Origin of the sequence: Pseudomonas sp. B16(2017) (assembly GCF_002113205.1) — a bacterium.
Lineage (GTDB): Bacteria > Pseudomonadota > Gammaproteobacteria > Pseudomonadales > Pseudomonadaceae > Aquipseudomonas > Aquipseudomonas pharyngis.
The window spans coordinates 13,500-33,483 of sequence record NZ_NEKA01000003.1 but is presented as its reverse complement, the minus strand read 5'-3'; the positions used below and the strand labels follow the sequence as shown (position 1 = coordinate 33,483).

General features: G+C 62.0%; 21 protein-coding genes. 11 read left to right on the top strand and 10 right to left on the bottom strand.

The genetic code is table 11. The annotated features are described in order from the left end of the window. The first annotated feature begins 36 nt into the window (after positions 1-36). A complete protein-coding gene (ttcA, locus tag CAG25_RS05435; RefSeq protein WP_064598661.1) occupies positions 37-861 on the top strand; it encodes a tRNA 2-thiocytidine(32) synthetase TtcA in 825 nt (274 codons plus the stop codon). Positions 862-929: 68 nt separating this feature from the next. Next, positions 930-1,604: a DNA-3-methyladenine glycosylase I gene (locus CAG25_RS05430; protein WP_039772888.1), complete on the top strand. Its 675-nt coding sequence runs from the start codon at positions 930-932 to the stop codon at positions 1,602-1,604. 81 nt (positions 1,605-1,685) lie between these two features. Here the strand turns inward: CAG25_RS05430 and CAG25_RS05425 are convergent, their stop codons facing one another. From CAG25_RS05425 to arsC, 3 genes are read right to left on the bottom strand one after another with little or no spacing between them, the layout of a single operon-like run. Next, positions 1,686-2,111 (bottom strand): DUF2069 domain-containing protein, encoded by a 426-nt coding sequence (locus tag CAG25_RS05425; RefSeq protein WP_085610709.1) that lies wholly within the window; start codon positions 2,109-2,111, stop codon positions 1,686-1,688. Position 2,112: 1 nt separating this feature from the next. Then, positions 2,113-2,709, bottom strand: coding sequence for an NAD(P)H:quinone oxidoreductase (wrbA, locus tag CAG25_RS05420; protein WP_007957765.1), 597 nt, complete (start codon positions 2,707-2,709; stop codon positions 2,113-2,115). Continuing rightward, positions 2,706-3,059 (bottom strand): arsenate reductase (glutaredoxin), encoded by a 354-nt coding sequence (gene arsC, locus CAG25_RS05415; protein ID WP_085610708.1) that lies wholly within the window; start codon positions 3,057-3,059, stop codon positions 2,706-2,708. Before arsC ends, wrbA begins: the two co-directional genes overlap by 4 nt. 114 nt (positions 3,060-3,173) lie before the next feature. Between arsC and CAG25_RS05410 the strand changes: the two genes are divergently transcribed. Then, positions 3,174-3,641, top strand: a complete 468-nt coding sequence (locus tag CAG25_RS05410; protein ID WP_085610707.1) for a TlpA disulfide reductase family protein — start codon at positions 3,174-3,176, stop codon at positions 3,639-3,641. 60 nt (positions 3,642-3,701) lie between these two features. Here the strand turns inward: CAG25_RS05410 and CAG25_RS05405 are convergent, their stop codons facing one another. Both CAG25_RS05405 and CAG25_RS05400 read right to left on the bottom strand, forming a co-directional pair. After that, positions 3,702-4,106, bottom strand: a complete 405-nt coding sequence (locus CAG25_RS05405) for an META domain-containing protein (protein ID WP_039772881.1) — start codon at positions 4,104-4,106, stop codon at positions 3,702-3,704. Further along, on the bottom strand, positions 4,106-4,540 hold the full coding sequence (locus CAG25_RS05400; RefSeq protein ID WP_085610706.1) for a hypothetical protein: 435 nt from the start codon (positions 4,538-4,540) through the stop codon (positions 4,106-4,108). Before CAG25_RS05400 ends, CAG25_RS05405 begins: the two co-directional genes overlap by 1 nt. 133 nt (positions 4,541-4,673) lie before the next feature. Here CAG25_RS05400 and CAG25_RS05395 point away from each other — a divergent pair, with 133 nt between their 5' ends. Next, complete coding sequence (locus CAG25_RS05395) at positions 4,674-5,114, top strand: hypothetical protein (RefSeq protein ID WP_064598651.1); 441 nt, start codon at positions 4,674-4,676, stop codon at positions 5,112-5,114. Between the two features lie 10 nt (positions 5,115-5,124). Here the strand turns inward: CAG25_RS05395 and CAG25_RS05390 are convergent, their stop codons facing one another. Next, entirely contained in the window at positions 5,125-6,114 is a 990-nt protein-coding gene (locus CAG25_RS05390) for a 2-hydroxyacid dehydrogenase (protein ID WP_085610705.1), read from the bottom strand. Between the two features lie 83 nt (positions 6,115-6,197). Then, entirely contained in the window at positions 6,198-8,951 is a 2,754-nt protein-coding gene (locus CAG25_RS05385) for a response regulator (protein WP_085610972.1), read from the bottom strand. A 216-nt stretch (positions 8,952-9,167) separates the two neighbouring features. Here CAG25_RS05385 and CAG25_RS05380 point away from each other — a divergent pair, with 216 nt between their 5' ends. From CAG25_RS05380 to CAG25_RS05350, 7 genes are all read left to right on the top strand, one after another. After that, on the top strand, positions 9,168-9,890 hold the full coding sequence (locus CAG25_RS05380; RefSeq protein ID WP_085610704.1) for a response regulator transcription factor: 723 nt from the start codon (positions 9,168-9,170) through the stop codon (positions 9,888-9,890). Then, complete coding sequence (locus CAG25_RS05375; protein ID WP_085610703.1) at positions 9,877-11,301, top strand: sensor histidine kinase; 1,425 nt, start codon at positions 9,877-9,879, stop codon at positions 11,299-11,301. The genes CAG25_RS05380 and CAG25_RS05375 overlap by 14 nt, the downstream gene beginning before the upstream one ends. 169 nt (positions 11,302-11,470) lie before the next feature. Further along, the gene (gene cysM / locus CAG25_RS05370; RefSeq protein WP_085610702.1) at positions 11,471-12,373 is read left to right on the top strand and encodes a cysteine synthase CysM; all 903 of its coding nucleotides are present in this window, start codon (positions 11,471-11,473) and stop codon (positions 12,371-12,373) included. Beyond that, complete coding sequence (gene rlmD, locus CAG25_RS05365) at positions 12,373-13,758, top strand: 23S rRNA (uracil(1939)-C(5))-methyltransferase RlmD (RefSeq protein ID WP_085610701.1); 1,386 nt, start codon at positions 12,373-12,375, stop codon at positions 13,756-13,758. Before cysM ends, rlmD begins: the two co-directional genes overlap by 1 nt. 88 nt (positions 13,759-13,846) lie before the next feature. After that, on the top strand, positions 13,847-16,090 hold the full coding sequence (gene relA, locus CAG25_RS05360; protein WP_007957789.1) for a GTP diphosphokinase: 2,244 nt from the start codon (positions 13,847-13,849) through the stop codon (positions 16,088-16,090). Continuing rightward, positions 16,087-16,929 (top strand): nucleoside triphosphate pyrophosphohydrolase, encoded by an 843-nt coding sequence (gene mazG, locus CAG25_RS05355; protein ID WP_085610700.1) that lies wholly within the window; start codon positions 16,087-16,089, stop codon positions 16,927-16,929. The genes relA and mazG overlap by 4 nt, the downstream gene beginning before the upstream one ends. A 26-nt stretch (positions 16,930-16,955) precedes the next feature. Beyond that, on the top strand, positions 16,956-17,498 hold the full coding sequence (locus tag CAG25_RS05350; RefSeq protein WP_011335479.1) for a DUF2058 domain-containing protein: 543 nt from the start codon (positions 16,956-16,958) through the stop codon (positions 17,496-17,498). A 98-nt stretch (positions 17,499-17,596) separates the two neighbouring features. Here the strand turns inward: CAG25_RS05350 and CAG25_RS05345 are convergent, their stop codons facing one another. The 3 genes from CAG25_RS05345 to fabA all read right to left on the bottom strand — a co-directional run bounded on the left by CAG25_RS05345 (position 17,597) and on the right by fabA (position 19,927). Next, complete coding sequence (locus CAG25_RS05345; RefSeq protein ID WP_039772867.1) at positions 17,597-17,785, bottom strand: hypothetical protein; 189 nt, start codon at positions 17,783-17,785, stop codon at positions 17,597-17,599. Between the two features lie 394 nt (positions 17,786-18,179). Beyond that, complete coding sequence (fabB, locus tag CAG25_RS05340; RefSeq protein WP_007957797.1) at positions 18,180-19,400, bottom strand: beta-ketoacyl-ACP synthase I; 1,221 nt, start codon at positions 19,398-19,400, stop codon at positions 18,180-18,182. 11 nt (positions 19,401-19,411) lie between these two features. Then, positions 19,412-19,927 (bottom strand): 3-hydroxyacyl-[acyl-carrier-protein] dehydratase FabA, encoded by a 516-nt coding sequence (gene fabA, locus CAG25_RS05335; RefSeq protein ID WP_003227150.1) that lies wholly within the window; start codon positions 19,925-19,927, stop codon positions 19,412-19,414. Positions 19,928-19,984: the final 57 nt, after the last annotated feature.

The window sequence follows — 19,984 nt, the reverse complement described above, 5'->3', positions numbered from 1 at the left end:
TGCCCGCCTTTCGTCACACCTCACGGATTTCGCGTCATGGGCACTCTTACGGTCAACCAGAACAAACTGCAAAAGCGCCTGCGCCGCCTGGCCGGCGAAGCCGTCACCGACTTCAACATGATCGAAGACGGCGACAAGGTCATGGTCTGCCTGTCCGGGGGCAAGGACAGCTACACCATGCTCGACGTGCTGATGCACCTGCAGAAGGTTGCACCGATCAAGTTCGAGATTGTCGCCGTGAACATGGACCAGAAGCAGCCGGGTTTCCCCGAGCACGTGCTGCCGGCCTACCTGAAAGAGCTGGGCATCGAGTACCACATCGTCGAGAAGGACACCTACTCGGTGGTCAAGGAACTGATCCCGGAAGGCAAGACCACTTGCTCGCTGTGCTCGCGCCTGCGTCGCGGCACGCTGTACACCTTCGCCGACGAAATCGGCGCGACCAAAATGGCCCTCGGTCATCATCGCGACGATATCGTCGAGACGTTCTTCCTCAACATGTTCTTCAACGGCAGCCTCAAGGCCATGCCGCCGAAGCTGCGCGCCGACGATGGTCGCAATGTGGTGATCCGTCCGCTGGCCTACTGCAACGAGAAAGACATCCAGGCCTACTCGGACTTCAAGCAATTCCCGATCATCCCGTGCAACCTTTGCGGTTCCCAGGAAAACCTGCAGCGGCAGGTGGTCAAGGAAATGCTGGTGGACTGGGAACGCAAGACCCCGGGCCGCACCGAAAGCATTTTCCGCAGCCTGCAGAACGTGATCCCTTCGCAACTGGCTGACCGTAACCTGTTTGACTTCACCAGCCTGAAGATCGACGAGACGGCGGCTTCGCGTTTCGTCAATGTGGTGAACCTGTAAGTGATCTGATCGCTCGAAAGAAACGGCGCTCGCGGGCGCCGTTTTCAATTCATTTTTTAGGAGAGGGCATGCGCGACTACAAGTGGCTGCACGAATACTGTCTGAACCGCTTCGGTTCGGCGGCTGAACTGGAAGCCCATCTGCCCGTTCCCAAGACCCCGGCGCAACTGCGCAAGATCAGCGACGACCGTTATCTCTCGACCATGGCCCTGCGGGTATTTCGCGCCGGGCTCAAGCACAGTCTGGTGGACGCCAAGTGGCCGGCCTTCGAAGAAGTGTTCTTCAAGTTCGACCCGGAAAAGGTCGTGCTGATGAGTGCCGAACACCTTGAGCGGCTGATGCAGGATGCGCGGATCATCCGTCATCTGGGCAAGCTGAAAAGCGTGCCGCGCAATGCACAATTCATTCTGGACGTCGAGAAAGAGAAGGGCAGTTTCGGCGCGTTGCTGGCCGACTGGCCGGTGACCGACATCGTCGGTTTGTGGACCTACCTGAAAAAGCACGGCCATCAATTGGGCGGGCTGTCGGCGCCACGGTTTTTGCGGATGGTCGGCAAGGATACGTTTGTGCCGAGCTACGACGTGGTCGCGGCGTTGAATGCACAGAAGATCGTCGACAAGGCACCCACCAGCCTGCGGGATCTGGCGACGGTGCAGAACGCGTTCAACCAGTGGCATGAAGAGAGTGGCGGACGGCCGATGAGCCAGATCTCGATGATGCTGGCGTACACCGTCAATCATTGAGCTCAGAGTGATCGTTCCCACGCGGAGCGTGGGAACGATCCAGAAACCTGTGGGAGCTGGCTTGCCAGCGATAGCGGTCTGTCAGGCGACTGAGACTTCGCCTTCGCCCGCCAGTTTGCGATTCAGCTGATACCGCCAGCGCACATACAGCAACGCCGAGCAGAACACCGCCAGACTGGCGATCATCTCCAGCACGCCAAACAGCTGCCGGCTCGGGTCGTATGCGGCCAGCGCGCCCTTGATGAAATACAGGTTCACCACAAAGCACATCCACGAATGCCCGCGTGCGCTGCCCATGATCATGCCCGGTGCAAGCACGATCCACGGGATCAGCTCGATCAGCAGAATCACCCACGGCCGCGCGCCGTGCAGGTCGGCGAACACCAGGTAATAAGCGGCAAGCAGTCCGGCCAGGCCGAAAAAGCACAGCAGACTGATCACCCGCATGGCCCGCACCCGTGGCTCCAGCCATGCGACGGCGGGCAGGACTTTCGGCTTTTTGGCCATCTCAGTTCCCCAGCTTCTGGGCGGTCTTGGCCAGACGTGCACCGAGGGCGCGGCACAGCGCCACTTCGTGCTGATCGAGACCACTTTTACCGTCGGCCCCAGCGTGATGGCTGGCGCCGTAAGGCGTGCCGCCGCCCTGGGTTTCCAGCAGCGCCGATTCGCTGTAAGGCAGGCCGGTGATCAGCATGCCGTGGTGCAGCAGCGGCAGCATCATCGACAGCAGGGTGGTTTCCTGACCACCGTGCAGGCTGGCGGTGGAGGTGAACACCCCGGCCGGCTTGCCGACCAGCGCGCCGGTCAGCCACAGGTTGCTGGTGCCATCGAGGAAGTACTTGAGCGGCGCGGCCATGTTGCCGAAACGGGTCGGGCTGCCGAGGGCAAGACCGGCGCAGTTCTTCAGGTCATCCAGCGTGGCGTACAGCGCGCCTTCATCCGGAATGTCCGGTGCCACGGCTTCACACTCGGTGGAGATCGCCGGCACGGTGCGCAGGCGTGCTTCGAGACCGGCCTGCTCGACGCCACGGGCGATCTGCCGGGCCATCTCGTTGGTCGAGCCGCTGCGGCTGTAATACAGAACCAGAATGTACGGCGCACTCACGGCAGCAGCTCCAGGATCTGCTCCGGTGGACGGCCGATAATGGCTTTGTCGCCGGCTTCGAGAATCGGTCGCTCCATCAACTTCGGATGCGCCGCGATGGCTTCGATCAATTGCTGCTCGGTGAGACTGGCGTCGGCCAGGTTCAGGGTCTTGTACTCGTCTTCGCCGGTGCGCAACAGTTGCCGTGCGCTGATTCCCAGCTTGCCGAGCAGCGCCTTGATCTGCGCGGCGTCCAGCGGGGTTTCGAGGTAGCGCACCACGTTCGGCGTCAGGCCACGGGCTTCGAGCAGTTCGAGCGCACCGCGGGATTTCGAGCAGCGCGGGTTGTGATAAAGCGTCAGATCGGTCATGGGCGGGTCGCTTCTTGCGTAGAGTGGCGGCTATTCTAACTGTGCAGCGCGCAATCCAGAACCTTGGGAGGCGATGGGTCGCAGGCGCATTCAATTTTTCACAAGGAACACGACATGACACGGGCACTGGCAGCGGCATTGACGATCATCGGGGCGTTGATGCTGGGGGGCTGCGGTAACGACTACGGCATCGACCAGAACGGGCAGAAAGTGGCGTCCGAGCGCCTCGACAAACAATGGGTCGTGCTCAACTACTGGGCCGAATGGTGCGGCCCGTGCCGCACGGAAATCCCGGAACTCAATCATTTGGCCGAAGAGCTCAAGGGCAAGAAAATCGGCGTGTTCGGGGTCAACTTCGACAACGTGCAGGGTGAAGAGCTGAAGAGCGCCAGCGAAAAACTGGGCATCAAATTCACGGTGCTGGCGCAGGATCCGTCGGAACTGTTCGAACTGCCGCGCAGTGAGGCCTTGCCGGTGACCTACATCATCGACAACAAGGGCAAGGTGCGGGAGCAGCTGATGGGTGAGCAGACGGCGGCGGGGGTGATGGCGAAGCTTGAGGCGTTGCAGGCGACCAACTGATTCGCCTTGGCTGATCGTCGCTGATCGTTCCCACGCAGAGCGTGGGAACGATTCGAAGGATCAGCCTTCTTCCAGCCACCAGCGCAACGGCTTGCCTTCAGCCGGCCAGAAACGCATCTGCTCGATCGGCGAGATATCCCAGCGTTCCACGTGTTCCAGGGCCTGGAGGAAGCGTTGCTCCTGCTCCATCAGCGCCGGGGCACAGAGTTTGCGGGTCTTGCCGATCTTGCCGAAGCTCAGCTTGTCGCCTTCCAGAGTGTACGGCGCGAACCAGTGGTTGCAGCCGCCATTGCCATACGCCCGGCCATCATCGCCAAGGGTCACGGTCAGGTGGCTGTAGTCCATCAGCGGACGCTCGCCGATCCATTCCAGAATGTAGCTGCGGTTCTGTTGCAGTTGCACAGGCTCCGCGGCGCAACCCATCAGGCCGGCGCCGACAACAGCGGTCAGGGCCAGGTGTTTCATCACGCCGGCTCCTGGCATTTCGGGCACAGGTGCTTGTCGCCAACGGTTTTCCAGCCGAGCTCGGCGATGCGTGCGGTGGCGGCCGGTTTTTCCGCAGGCTTGCCCAACTTGGCGTCCACGGCGAATTCGAAGCTCAGCTCCCTGGCGCAGCTGTCGCAGTTGACCTGCCAGGTGTGGATCGCCAGCTCACCAAACACCGGGCCGGTGGTCATTGCGGTCCATTGGCCCGGCGGGTTGATCAGGTGGCGGACGGTGTCGACGGTCAGACGCATGGACAAGTCCTTGCTGCCTTTGAGGGTTACGACCAGCACGTCGCCGATGCGGATCGAGCCACCGTTGCCGGTGACCTGATAACGGCCCGGAACCAGGGCGCGGCATTCGGTGAGGGTGTGTTGCGGGTTCATCAGGGTGTAGCGGAAATCGTGTTCGACCATGGGTCCTCCAAATATGCGCGACATGCTAGCACGGGCTTGATTGCAGAATGATGCGCGCGTGCGACCTTCGATCCGGTTCAAATCGACACCGCAGTCGTGGCAAACTGCCGCCTTCATTTTCAAGGAACGGAACATGGCGCTGATCGAATGTTATGAATGCAAGCGGAGCATCAGCTCCGAAGCCACGGCATGCATTCATTGCGGGGCCCCGCTGGCAGAGGCGCCTGCTTCGCACGCCCAGACGGGCACGTCGACAATTTCCTTTGGCAGCCTGCCGCGCAACAAGGCCGTGCCCGAGGCTTATGTTCCGCCGCCGGCACCCGAGCGGCCGAAGATCATGCCGGCCGCTGCGGGGCGACGCCGTCGTTCGCAGCCGGTCGAGCCGGTGTTGAACCCGGATGGCTCGCGCCCGGTGGAAGGCTGGCTGAAGATCATGGCGTTTCTGATGCCGCTGGTGTTTGTCTGGTTCCTGCTGCGTAACGGGCACTCCCTCAAGCAGCGTTTACTGGGGTTCGGCTGGCTGGCGCTGTTGATCCTGTGCGTAGCGATTACCCCGACGCCGCCTCCGGTCTGAGTCCGATCGTTCAGCCTTCGACCTGGTTCTGCGGCGCACCCGCCGCCCAGGTCGCGATGTTGTGCAGGGTGGTCGCGGCAATCGCGCCCAGCGCCTCATGGGTCAGAAACGCCTGATGCGCGGTGACGATCACATTGGGGAACGTCAGCAGCCGCGCCAGCACGTCGTCCTGTAGCGGCAGGTCGGAACGGTCCTCGAAAAACAGCTGCGCTTCCTCTTCATACACATCCAGTCCCAGATAACCGAGCTGGCCGTCCTTCAAGGCGTCGATCAGCGCTGGCGTGTCCACCAGACCGCCGCGCCCGGTGTTGATCAGCATCGCCCCCGGTTGCATGTGCGCCAGCGAATCACGGTTGATCAGGTGTCTGCTCTGTTCGTTGAGCGGGCAGTGCAGGCTGATGATCCGCGACTGTGCCAGCAGATCCGGCAGGCTCAGGTAGCGCGCGCCTAACGCTTCGACGGCGGGATTCGGATAAGGGTCGTAGGCCAGCAGTTCGCAGCCAAAGCCGTGCATGATTTTCGCGAAGGTCGCGCCGATCTGCCCGGTGCCGACGATGCCGACGGTTTTGCCCACCAGATCGAAACCGGTAAGACCGTGCAGGCTGAAATCGCCTTCGCGGGTGCGGTTGTAGGCGCGATGCAGGCGCCGGTTGAGGGCGAGGATCAACGCCACCGCATGCTCGGCCACCGCGTGGGGCGAGTAGGCTGGTACACGCACGACGGCCAGCCCCAGACGTTTGGCGACGGTCAGATCCACGTGGTTGTAGCCGGCCGAACGCAAGGCGATAAGGCGAGTGCCGCCGGCCGCCAGACGTTCCAGCACCGGCGCGCTCAGGTCATCGTTGATGAAGGCGCAGACCACCTCGTGATGTTCGGCCAGCGCTGCGGTATCGAGGCTGAGCCGGGCCGGCTGGAAGTGCAGTTCGATCCCGGCCGGGCAGTCGGCGGCGAGGAAACTGTCGCGGTCGTAGGTCTGGCTGCTGAAAACGATCGTGCGCATGAAATCCTCCTGGAGCATCGACGCGGGCGCAATTCACCCGCGACAACTGTAGCCGCGTCGGCGTTGACCGGCATTGCCGTGGATCAGGCGCTGATCTTCGCCTGGGCTGCCAGACGATTGATCGCCCGTTCCAGCTCGTCCAGCGCGGTCGAGGCCTTGGGGTCCTGCTGCTTGAGCAGGGTTTCGCTGCGCTGGCAGGCGGCGCGCAATTGCGGCACACCGCAGTAGCGAGTGGCGCCATGCAGGCGGTGCACCCGTTCGAGCAGACCGTTTTGATCCTGATGGTCGCGGGCGGTGCGGATGGCTTCGCGGTCGGCTTCAAGCGAAGCCAGCAGCATCGCCAGCATGTCCGCCGCCAGATCCGCCTTGCCGGCAGCCAGGCGCAAACCTTCCTCGTGATCGAGAATCGGCAGTTCCTGATTGCCCAGCAGGCTTTCACCGCCCCGGTCCGGCGCCTGATTGCGCAGCGCCAGGCCGGTCCACTTCAGCACCACCTGCGCCAGTTGCCGCTCGCTGATCGGCTTGGTCAGGTAGTCGTCCATGCCGCTTTGCAGCAGCGCGCGTTTTTCATTGGCCATGGCGTGGGCGGTGAGGGCGACGATCGGCAGCGGCGTGCAGTGCCGCTCGCTTTCCCACTGGCGAATCGTCTCGGTGCTCTGGCGTCCGTCCATGCCGGGCATCTGCACGTCCATCAGCACCAGATCGAAGGTTTCGTTCTGCACCGCCTTGACTGCGGCATAACCGCTTTCCACGGCCAGCACCTTGGCGCCCATGTCTTCGAGCAGCGTCTGCACCAGCAACAGGTTGGCGGGGTTGTCGTCGACGCACAGCACTTTCGGCGCGCGGCTCGACAACGGTTCGCCCGGTTCGCTGCGCTGCTGGCGCGGGTTGACCATGTCCGACAAGGCCCGGCGCAGTTTGCGGGTGCAGGCCGGTTTCGATTGCAACTGACTGTGAGGGTTGGGCACCGAAAGGTGATAGAGCGTCAGCTCGGTGGTCGGGCATAACACCAGCACCCGGCAACCGAGGTGCTCAAGGTCCCAGATGTGCTGGTTGAGGCGCTCCGGCGGCATGTCGTTACTGGTGATGCCGAGCACCGCCAGATCGATGGCCTGATCGGTCTGATGGGCGCCGGTAACGCCATTGGTCAGGCTTTCCAACGTGTTGAACGGCGTGACGTCGAGGCCGCAGTCTTCCAGTTGATGCTGCAGGGCCTGGCGCGCCAGTTCATGGTTTTCCAGCACCGCCACCCGGCGCCCGAGCAACGGCGCGGCGGGCAGGTCTTCGGCATCGTCGCGGGTCTTGGGCAGGTTCAGGCTGATCCAGAATTCCGAACCTTCGCCCGGGGTGCTGTCGACGCCGATTTCGCCGCCCATCTGTTCGATCAGGCGCTTGGAAATCACCAGCCCCAGGCCGGTGCCACCGGGTTGGCGCGACAGCGAATTGTCGGCCTGGCTGAAAGCCTGGAACAACGCGCGCACATCCTGGTTCGACAGGCCGATGCCAGTGTCCTGAATGCTGATGCGCAACTGCACGCTGTCGTCGTTTTCTTCTTCGAGCATGGCGCGGGCGACGATGGTGCCTTCGCGGGTGAACTTGATCGCGTTACTCACAAGGTTGGTCAGGATCTGCTTGAGCCGCAGCGGATCACCGACCAGCGACAGCGGCGTATCGCGGTACACCAGACTCACCAGTTCCAGCTGCTTGGCGTGGGCGGCGGGGGCGAGGATGGTCAGGGTGTCCTGTAACAGGTCGCGCAGGTTGAACGGAATATGGTCGAGCACCAGTTTGCCGGCCTCGATCTTCGAGAAATCGAGGATCTCGTTGATGATCCCCAGCAGGCTGTCGGCGGACTTTTCGATGGTGCCCAGGTAGTCGAGCTGGCGCGGGGTCAGTTCACTTTTCTGCAACAGGTGGGTGAACCCCAGAATGCCGTTGAGCGGCGTGCGGATCTCGTGGCTCATGTTGGCGAGGAATTCGGATTTGATCCGGCTCGCTTCCAGCGCTTCTTTACGGGCCAGGTCCAGCTCGATGTTCTGGATCTCGATGGTTTCCAGGTTCTGGCGCACGTCTTCGGTGGCCTGATCGACGCTGTGCTGCAATTCTTCCCGGGCGTTCTGCAGGGTGCCGGCCATGCGGTTGATGCCGGACGCCAGTTCATCCAGTTCCTGACTGCCCAGCGGTGGCAGGCGGGTTTCCAGATGACCGTCCTTGAGCTGGGCGACGGCCTGTTTGATCTGGCTCAGCGGGCGGTTGATCGTGCGGCCCATGCGCAAGGCCAGCAGCGCGGCGCCGGCCAGCCCCGCACCAATCAGCAACAGACTGGCGAACAGGCTCCGATAGCCGCGCAACAACATACCGTTGTGCGACAGCTCCAGTTCGACCCAGCCGAGCAAACGGTCGGACTCTTGCGGGATCAGCTCGCCGGCGAGGTTGCGGTGTTTGCCGAAGACTGGCAGCAGATAGCGGGTGGCATCGTTGCCGCTGCGTCGCAGCAGGTGCGCGCTGTCACCGCTCGGCGCCTGATTGAGCATGGTCGGGCCGGCGTGGGCGAGAGGAGAGCGGTCGGGCGCGAGGAAGGTCACGGCGCGCACGTCTGGTTGTTCGAGGGACTGGGTGGCGATGCGCTCGAGCAGTTCGGCATCGCCGTGGCCCATGGCCGGTGCCACCAGCGGAGCCAGTTGCTCGGCGATCATTTCGCCGCGCTGCATCAGTTGAGCTTGCAGGTCGGATTGCTGCGTCCAGGTGAAGTACCCGCCCAGCACCAGTGCCATCAGGCTGGTCGGCAACAGGGTCAGCAACAATACGCGACCTTTGATTCCCAGTTTCTTGAGCACGCCTTTCTCCTGCATCCCGCTGATCGTTGACTCACACGTGCGTCCGGCACGCGGTATCGGCGCAGTGTAGCGATTTGCTTGCGGGCAATCTTGGGAAAAATGATGTCGTGGTTGTTCACTCTCAGGCCGGTCATCTGTCCGACAGGTCAAGCTTGGGTTGCCGGGCGCCGGGCAATCTTGAATAATCGCCCAACTGAGAATTATTTGCAGATAGTCATGACTCCTGTCTCTATTGGCCAACCCCGCATTCTTTCCATCGAAGACGATCCCGTCCTCGGTGCCTATGTCCATGAACAACTGGGCCGCAGCGGCTTCCAGGTGACCTGGTGCCAGAACGGCAGCGAAGGCCTGAGCATTGCCCGGCGCCAGCCGTTCGATGTGGTGTTGATGGACATTCTGTTGCCGGGGCTGGATGGATTGAATGTCCTGACTCAACTGCGTCAGAGCCATTCCACGCCGGTGCTGCTGATGTCGGCGCTGGGTGCCGAGGCCGACCGTATCAGCGGTTTCCGCCTCGGCGCCGACGACTACCTACCCAAACCCTTCAGCATGGCCGAGCTGCATGTGCGGATCGAAGCGATCCTGCGCCGGGTCGCCCTCGACCGTCGTCCGGCGGCCATCGCTCCGGTGGTGCCGGTCGGCGGACTGCGTTTCGACGACGAGCAGTGCGATGTGTTCTACCGTAATCAACCGGCCGGCCTGACCCGCAGCGAATACCGTCTGCTGGAAACCCTCAACCGCAACGACGAGGAAGTACTGAGCAAGGCCTTCCTTTATCAGCACGTTCTGCAACGCGGCTATGCGGCCCACGACCGCAGCCTCGACATGCACATCAGCCAGATCCGCCGCAAACTCAAGTCGGTCGGCTACACCGAGCGGGAAGTGCGCACGGTGTGGGGCAAGGGTTACGTCCTGAGTGCCATCGATGAAAGTGTCTGACCTGCCGGGCCGGCACTCGCTGTTCTGGAAACTCGCCTGCCTGTTGGTGGCGTTCTGTCTGTTGATGATCTGGCTGAGCTGGTCCTGGGGCCGGTACATGGAGCAGCGCAACCAGTTCCTCTCCGGCGACGCCCGTCGCACGTTGAGCCGTTATGCCGCCGAGGCCGAGCGCGCCTGGCAGCAGGGCGGGCGCGATGGCATCGATAGCTGGTTACAGAGCATGGAGTTGCGCGAAGCCGGCTGGGTCGGCGTGATCGGCGGCAACCTGCAGTCGCTGGGCAGCCAGCCGTTGAACGCTCAAGAGCTTCAACGCCTGACCTTCCTGCGCGGCCTTGACTGGCCGATTCACAAAAAGGGCCGGCCGTGGCTGCGGGTTCCATTTCCCACTGACCCGACCGCCGGCAGTCTGGTGATCGAGTTGCCCGAGCGATTTCTGCCGGGCAAATACCGGGTCTTCTGGCGGGTCATCACCAACGGGGTGATTCCAGGTCTGTTCACCTTGCTGCTGTGCGTCGGCCTGTATCGCCTGCTGGTGGTGCCGCTGAACAATCTGCGCGAGCAGGCCAATGCGTGGCGTGCCGATCAATTGAATGTGCGCTTGTCGAGCGGCATCACCCAGCGGCCCGATGAGCTTGGCGAACTGGCCCGTGCTTTCGACTCGATGTCCGAACGCCTGCAATCCACCGTGGCCCTGCAACAGCAACTGTTGCGCGACCTGTCCCACGAACTGCGCACGCCCCTGAGTCGGTTGCGGGTCGCCAGCGAAAGCGAGCAGCAGCTGCAACCGCTGCGCGAACGTATCGGTCGCGAAGTCGACGTGATGCAGCGATTGGTGGAGGACACCCTGCAACTGGCCTGGCTCGACACCGAACGCGCGCCGTTGCCGGACGAAGCGATCCAGATTCAGGCACTGTGGGAAATGCTCACGGAAAACGCCTGCTACGAAAGCTGCTGTCCGATGGGGCAGTTGCAGTGCGGGGTGGAGGCCTCATGCTGGGTGCGCGGCAATCTCAACACCCTGGCCCAGGCACTGGAAAACATTCTGCGCAATGCGATTCGACATTCGCCACCGGGCGGCATCGTGCGGCTCGACGGTCGACGGGATGGCGATTACTGGCACCTGTGGCTGGAGGACGAGGGCGGCGGCGTGGCCGAAGCGGACCTTGAGCGGATCTTCTCGCCCTTCATCCGACTCGATGGCTCGCGGCCGGGGGACGGTGGTTTTGGGTTGGGGCTGAGCATCGCGAGGAACGCGGTGCAACGCCAGGGCGGAACCCTGTGGGCCGAGAACGGGCCATCGGGATTGCGACTGAATCTGCGGTTGGTGGCGGATGACAGTGCTGTCAGTCCTGACGTTTTCGCTGGCAAGCCAGCTGCCACAGTGGACATGAGCCGCCCGCAGATCGTTTGAGCTGCACAAGAAAGTGTCAGCGCTGCTGACACTATTTAAAAGTCGCACCACTGGCGCGACTTTTATTGCTTATTCCAAGAAACCATAAGCACCACACTTTGCGTGATATGGCCTGCGCAGGTTTGCCGGTATGATAGGCGCCCCCGCTGTCCGGATTGCGAAAAACGCCATGACCTTGCAGTACCCAACCATCGCCGATTGCGTCGGCAACACGCCGCTGGTGCGTTTGCAGCGCCTGCCCGGTGTCACCAGCAACACCCTTTTGCTCAAGCTCGAAGGGAACAACCCGGCGGGTTCGGTCAAGGATCGTCCGGCGCTGTCGATGATCACCCGTGCCGAGTTGCGCGGGCAGATCCACGAAGGCGATACGCTGATCGAAGCGACCTCGGGCAACACCGGGATCGCCCTGGCGATGGCCGCCGCGATCAAGGGTTACAAGATGATCCTGATCATGCCGGACAACTCCAGCGCCGAGCGTAAGGCGGCGATGACCGCTTACGGCGCGCAGCTGATTCTGGTCAGCCAGGAAGAGGGCATGGAAGGCGCTCGCGATCTCGCCCAGCGGATGGAAGCCGAAGGCCGTGGCAAGGTGCTGGATCAGTTCGCCAACGGCGACAATCCTGAAGCGCACTACACCACCACCGGCCCGGAAATCTGGCGTCAGACCCAAGGCTCCATCACTCATTTCGTCAGCTCCATGGGCACCACCGGCACCATCATGGGCGTGTCGCGCTACCTCAAGGAGCAGAACGACAACGTGCAGATCGTCGGCCTGCAACCGATGGAAGGTTCGGCCATTCCCGGCATCCGCCGCTGGCCGCAGGAATACCTGCCGAAGATCTACCAGGCCGACCGCGTTGACCGCATCGTCGACATGGCGCAAAGCGAAGCCGAGGACGTCACCCGGCGTCTGGCCCGCGAAGAAGGCATCTTCTGTGGCGTGTCCTCGGGCGGTGCGGTGGCAGCGATGCTGCGCCTGTCCAAAGAAATTGAAAACGCGGTGATCGTCGCGATCATCTGCGACCGTGGCGACCGTTACCTGTCGACCGGCATTTTCGACGCGCCCAACTGATGGCCAAGCATGAGAGAGGCCTGCGCTTCCAGCCCACCGGCGGCAGCAAGGCCGCGCCAATCCCGACCGGCAAAAAACAGCGCCTGAGCATCGAGCGCCTGGCCAATGACGGTCGCGGCATCGCGTTTTTTGAAGGCAAAACCTGGTTCGTCCTCGGCGCTCTGGCGGGTGAGGAGGTCGAAGCGCGGGTGCTCGGCGCCCACGGCAAAGTGGTCGAGGCGCGTACCGAGCGCGTGTTCAGCGCCAGTCAATTGCGTCGTCCCGCACCTTGTCAGCATGCCGGACGTTGCGGTGGTTGCAGCGTTCAGCATCTGCCCCACAACGAACAGCTTGCCCTGAAACAGCGCATGCTCGCCGAGCAGTTGTCGCGAGTCGCCGGTGCCGAGCCCGAGGAGTGGGCGGCGCCGTTGACCGGTCCCGAATTCGGCTACCGTCGTCGCGCCCGGATCGCCGTGCGCTGGGACAGCAAGGCCAAACAGCTTGAAGTCGGTTTCCGTGCCGCCGGCAGTCAGGACATCGTCGCGATCAGCGAATGCCCGGTGCTGGTACAGCCCTTGCAGCCGATCATGACCCGCTTGCCGGAGATGCTGCGGCGCTTGAGCAAGCCTCAGGCGCTGGGGCATGTCGAACTGTTCAGCGGCTCGTCACTCGCCGTCCTGCTGCGTCACATGGCGCCGCTGTCCGAGGCCGACCTGACGATCCTCAAGGATTTCTGCGCATTCCATGAAGCGCAGCTCTGGCTGCATGGCGAAGGCGAACCGCAGCCGGTGGATGATGCACAGTCGCTCGGTTACCGCCTGGAACAATGGGACCTGCAACTGGCCTATCGGCCGGGAGATTTCATCCAGGTCAACGCCGGGGTCAACGAGGCCATGGTCGCCCAGGCGCTGGACTGGTTGAAACCGACGAGCGATGAGCGCGTGCTCGACCTGTTTTGCGGTCTGGGCAACTTTGCCTTGCCGCTGGCAAAAGCCGCGCGTGAAGTGGTGGCGGTCGAAGGCGTGCAGACCATGGTCGATCGCGCGGCGGCCAATGCCGCTAGCAACAATTTGCATAACACAAAGTTTTTTCAGGCCGATTTATCCCAGCCTTTGACCGATGCCCAGTGGATCGGAAACGGCTTTTCTGCGGTACTCTTGGACCCACCGCGCGACGGTGCTTTCGAGGTGGTGCGCAAGCTGGCGGCCTTGGGCGCCAAACGGTTGGTGTACGTGTCGTGCAACCCTGCAACTCTGGCGCGCGATACGGTCGAATTGATCAAGCAGGGCTACCGGTTAAAACGTGCCGGGATTCTCGATATGTTTCCTCAGACGGCACATGTCGAGGCCATGGCGTTATTTGAAGCGAGCCAGGATGGCTCGTCTGATCCGACTGGTCGTCCGTAGCGCTCGCCTTGGCCCCGCGAGCGCGAACGGGCATTGACGGTCAGTGATTTGACGCATTGAATCTGCGTCGTAGGGAAGGTAAAGCAAGATGGTACAGGTGAGAGCACACCAGCCGATCAACACTGACGGCAGTATCAATCTCGAGGCTTGGCTCGATCACGCGGTCAGTGTCGATCTGGCACTGGATCGCGAAGCCTTGAAAGAGGCCTGCGAGTACGCTCGCCAGGCCGAGCAGCAATCCAATGCCGCGAAGAATCTCTGGTCCGAAGGCAGCGGCAGTTTCAGCACGGGCCTTGAGATCGCCGAGATCCTCGCCGACCTCAAGCTCGATCAGGATTCGCTGGTTGCCGCGGTTCTGTATCGCGGCGTACGCGAAGGCCAGATTGAACTCGCAGCGGTCAGCCAGCGCTTCGGCCCGGTGGTCGCCAAGCTGATCGACGGCGTGCTGCGCATGGCGGCGATCAGTGCCAGCCTCAGCCCGCGCCAGTCGATGGTGCTTGGCACTCAGGGCCAGGTGGAAAACCTGCGCAAGATGCTGGTGGCGATGGTCGACGACGTGCGTGTCGCGCTGATCAAGCTCGCCGAACGCACCTGTGCGATCCGCGCGGTGAAAACCGCCGACGACGAAAAACGTAACCGGGTCGCTCGGGAAGTGTTCGACATCTATGCGCCGCTCGCGCATCGACTCGGCATCGGTCATATCAAATGGGAACTGGAGGACCTGTCCTTCCGTTACCTGGAGCCCGATCAATACAAACAGATTGCCAAGCTGCTGCATGAGCGGCGGCTCGACCGCGAGCGTTTCATCGCCGACGTGATGACCCAGCTCAAGGACGAACTGCAGGCCACCGGCGTCGAAGCCGACATCAGCGGCCGGGCCAAACACATCTATTCGATCTGGCGCAAAATGCAGCGCAAGGGTCTGGAGTTCAGCCAGATCTACGACGTGCGTGCGGTGCGCGTGCTGGTGCCGGAAATGCGCGACTGCTACACCGCGCTCGGTATCGTCCACACCCTGTGGCGGCACATCCCGAAAGAGTTCGACGACTACATCGCCAACCCGAAAGAGAACGGCTACCGCTCGCTGCACACGGCGGTAATCGGCCCGGAAGGCAAGGTGCTGGAAGTCCAGATACGGACCCATTCGATGCACGAAGAGGCCGAACTCGGTGTCTGCGCGCACTGGCGCTACAAGGGCACCGACGTCAAGTCCGGCTCCAATCACTACGAAGAGAAAATCTCCTGGCTGCGTCAGGTCCTCGAGTGGCACGAGGAGTTGGGCGACATCGGTGGTCTCGCCGAACAGCTGCGGGTCGATATCGAGCCGGACCGGGTCTACATCTTCACCCCGGACGGTCACGCCATCGACTTGCCGAAGGGCGCGACGCCGCTGGACTTCGCCTACCGCGTACACACCGAAATCGGCCACAACTGCCGTGGCGCGAAGATCAACGGGCGCATCGTTCCGCTCAACTACAGCCTGCAGACCGGTGAACAGGTCGAGATCATCACCAGCAAGCACGGCACTCCGAGCCGCGACTGGCTGAACCCGAACCTGGGCTACGTCACCACGTCCCGGGCGCGGGCGAAGATCGTGCACTGGTTCAAGTTGCAGGCGCGCGACCAGAACGTCGCGGCGGGCAAGACCCTGCTCGAGCGCGAGCTCAATCGCCTCGGCCTGCCAGCGGTGGATTTTGACAAGCTGGCCGACAAGGCCAACATGAAAACCGCCGAAGACATGTTCGCCGCCCTCGGTGCCGGCGACCTGCGTCTGGCGCAACTGGTCAATCTGGCGCAACAACTGGTCGAGCCTGAACGCGGCAACGAACAGTTGGAGCTGATTCCGCGCAAGGCCACCGGCTACAAACCGGGCAAGCGCGGCGACATTCAGATCCAGGGCGTCGGCAACCTGATGACCCAGATGGCCGGCTGCTGCCAGCCGTTGCCGGGCGATGCGATCGTCGGTTACATCACCCAGGGCCGTGGCGTGAGCATTCACCGCCAGGATTGCGCCTCGGTGTTGCAACTGGCCGGGCGCGAGCCGGAGCGGATCATCCAGGTCAGTTGGGGCCCGGTGCCGGTGCTCACCTATCCGGTGGACATCGTCATCCGCGCCTACGACCGTTCCGGTCTGCTGCGTGACGTCTCGCAGGTGCTGCTCAACGAGCGGATCAACGTGCTGGCGGTCAACACCCGCTCGAACAAGGAAGACAACACCGCGCTGATGTCCCTGACCATCGAGATTCCGGGTCTGGACGCGCTGGGGCGATTGCTGGGGCGGATTTCCCAGTTGCCGAACATTATCGAAACGCGGCGTAACCGGACTCCATGAAACCGACCTACAGCCTTGACGACCTGCTGCACCTGATGAACCGTCTGCGTGACCCGCAGTATGGTTGCCCGTGGGATATCAGGCAGACTTACGCGACCATCGTTCCACACACCCTTGAAGAGGCCTACGAAGTCGCCGACGCCATCGAGCGCGGCGACTTCGATCACTTGCAGGGGGAGTTGGGCGATCTGCTGTTTCAGGTGGTGTATTACAGCCAGTTGGCCCGGGAAGAAGGGCGATTCGAATTCGCCGGCGTGGTCGACGGCATCACCCGCAAACTGATCCGTCGTCATCCGCATGTGTTCCCCACTGGCGATCTGTATGCGTCGCTGGACGTGCCGCGTCTGAGTGAAGAGCAGGTCAAGCAGCGCTGGGAGGAAATCAAGGCCGAGGAGCGCGCCGAGAAATCCACCGAGCCGCAGCAACTGTCACTGCTCGACGATGTGCCTGCTGCGTTGCCGGCATTATCCCGCTCGGCCAAGTTGCAGAAGCGCGCAGGTCAGGTCGGTTTCGACTGGCCGGATGCCTTGCCGGTGCTGGACAAGGTCCGTGAAGAGCTCGATGAAGTGCTCGAAGCCATGTCCGAAAATGACCCGCAAGCGGTGGCCGACGAGATCGGTGATCTGCTGTTTTCGGTGGTCAATCTGGCCCGGCACCTGAAGGTCGATCCGGAAACCGCATTGCGTGGCGCCAACGCCAAGTTCGAACGACGTTTCCGTTTTATCGAACAGGCATTGCGCGATACCCACCGCCCCATGGAAGATTGCACCCTCGAAGAGTTGGACGCCCTGTGGGGCGAAGCCAAACGTCAGGAAAAGAATTCGCCCAGCTGTGGCTGAGCCGTTGCCCAAGTGAGTAAGCATCAATGAGCCTTTCCCTTCGCGACCAGTTGCTCAAGGCAGGACTGGTCAACCAAAAGCAGGCCAAGCAGGTCAGCAAAGACAAACAGAAACAACAGCGCCTGGCCCACAAAGGTCAGATCGAACTGGACGACTCCCAGCAGCGTGCTGCCCAGGAAGCCATGGCCGAGAAGGTCAAGCGCGACCAGGAGCTGAACCGCCAGCAGCAGGAGAAGGCGGAAGCCAAGGCCCGCGCCGCGCAGGTCAAGCAGTTGATCGAGGTCTCGCGTCTGCCGAAGCTGACGACCGAGGACTACTACAACTTCGTCGACGACAAGAAGGTCAAGCGCATCTCGGTCAACACGCTGATGCGCAACAAGCTCAGCAGCGGCTCGCTGGCGATCGTGCACCACGCTGGCGGTTACGAAGTGATTCCTCGTGAGGCGGCCCTGAAGATTCAGGAGCGCGATCCACAGCGCATCGTCCAGCTCAACGAGAAGGTCGAAGAGGTCAATGCCGAGGACGATCCGTACGCGGCCTATGTGATCCCTGATGATCTGATGTGGTAATCGGGTCTCGCCGGGCGCTGCGAAGCGGCCCTGAAATCCCCAAAACGACAAACCCCGCTCATGGCGGGGTTTGTCGTTTTCAATGCTGTGGTTTTGTTTCAGGCGGATTTCCGATCCCGCTGCTGTTCCTGCAGTTCCAGTTCGGCCTTGTAGTTGTGGGCGTCGATCTCGTTGTGGAACATGCCGACCAGCAAGTCTTGTTGATGCACATCCCAGATCCGTACGCCGGCGGCTACGCCTTCATGGGACATGTGTGAATCGTCGCGTTCAGTTACTTTTACAGTCATCTGCTAGCTCCAAATCTCAAGTTATCTGCAGCAAGGCGTGTGCAGGACTCTGTTATAGATTTTGTTAGCCTGCTAAGTAAACGCCCGATTCGTGCAATGTATTCTTGCGAAATCTGCAACAGCGCTGGAGCCCGCAGAAACCGCGACATTCAGTCGCAGGGCATTGAGTTCCATGACAAAAGCTTCATGTTTCTGACGGCGATTTTCAAGCAATACACCGACCCTGTGGGAGCGGGCTTGCTCGCGAATGCGATTTAACATTCAACATTTTTGTCGACTGACCCACCGCTTTCGCGAGCAAGCCCGCTCCCACAGCAGGTTGTGTTTATGGCTGGCGAAAAAAAACGCCCCGAACCAGTCGGGGCGTTTTCATGTGCGGCTCAGCGGGAGGGAATTACTTGCCTTCCCAGCGCTTCAGCACGAGGGTGGCGTTGGTGCCACCGAAGCCGAAGCTGTTGCTCATCACGGTGTTGATGGTGGCGTTCTCGCGGGTCTTGGTCAGCACCGGCAGATCGGCCACTTCAGGGTCCAGTTCGTCGATGTTGGCGGAACCGGCGATGAAGTTGCCTTCCATCATCAGCATGCAGTAGATCGCTTCGTGAACGCCGGCGGCGCCCAGGGAGTGACCCGACAGGCTCTTGGTGGAGCTGATGGCCGGGGCTTTGTCGCCGAACACTTCGCGCACACCTTTCATTTCCGCGACGTCGCCGACCGGAGTCGAAGTGCCGTGGGTGTTCAGGTAGTCGATCGGGGTGTCGACGGTGGACAGCGCCTGCTGCATGCAGCGGATCGCGCCTTCGCCGCTTGGAGCCACCATGTCGTAGCCGTCGGAAGTCGCGCCGTAGCCAACGATTTCCGCGTAGATCTTCGCGCCACGGGCGAGAGCGTGTTCCAGCTCCTCAACCACCACCATGCCGCCACCACCGGCGATGACGAAACCGTCACGGTCGGCGTCGTAGGCGCGGGAAGCTTGTTCCGGGGTGTCGTTACGCTTGCTGGACAGGGCGCCCATCGCGTCGAACAGGAACGACTGGCTCCAGTGCTCTTCTTCACCGCCACCGGCAAACACGATGTCCTGCTTGCCCATCTGGATCTGTTCCATGGCGGTACCGATGCAGTGAGCACTGGTGGCGCAGGCAGAAGCGATGGAGTAGTTCAGACCCTTGATCTTGAACGGGGTGGCCAGGCAAGCCGAAACGGTGCTGCTCATGGTCCGCGTTACACGGTATGGGCCGACGCGCTTGACGCCTTTCTCGCGCAGGATGTCCAGCGCTTCCATCTGGTTCAGGGTCGATGCGCCGCCGGAACCTGCGATCAGGCCGGTACGCGGGTTGGACACCTGCTCTTCGGTCAGACCGGAGTCGGCGATGGCGTCTTTCATGGCCAGGTAGGCGTAAGCCGCTGCGTGGCCGACGAAGCGATAGATCTTGCGATCGATCAGCTCTTCAAGGTTGAGGTCGATGGAGCCGGAAACCTGGCTACGCAGACCCATTTCGGCGTATTCCGGGTTGAACCGGATGCCAGGGCGGCTTGCACGCAGGTTAGCGGAGACGGTCTCTTTGTCATTGCCCAGGCACGAAACGATGCCCAGACCAGTGATAACGACGCGGCGCATGCGAATAACCCTTAGAAGTTGTCAGTGGAGGTGAACACGCCGACGCGAAGGCCTTCGGCGGTGTAGATTTCGCGACCGTCGACAGTCACCGAACCGTCCGCGATGGCCAGGTTCAGCTTGCCCTTGAGGACGCGCTTGATATGAATGTTGTAGGTGACTTTCTTGGCGGTCGGCAGGACCTGGCCGAAGAATTTCACTTCGCCCGAACCCAGCGCACGGCCACGGCCCGGCAGGCCTTGCCAGCCCAGGAAGAAGCCGACCAATTGCCACATGGCATCCAGACCCAGGCAGCCCGGCATCACCGGATCGCCTTCGAAGTGGCACGCGAAGAACCACAGGTCAGGGTTGATATCCAGCTCGGCGACCAATTCACCTTTGCCGTACTTGCCGCCTTCTTCGCTGATCAGGGTGATGCGATCCACCATCAGCATGTTCGGGGCGGGCAGTTGCGCGTTACCTGGGCCGAACAGCTCACCGCGACTGCAGCGCAGCAGGTCTTCCCGAGTAAAGGCGTTTTGTTTGGTCATGCGAGCTCCTCAATAATCCCATGCGGCAGGTGGGGCAAATCTTCCCGGCCGATCGAC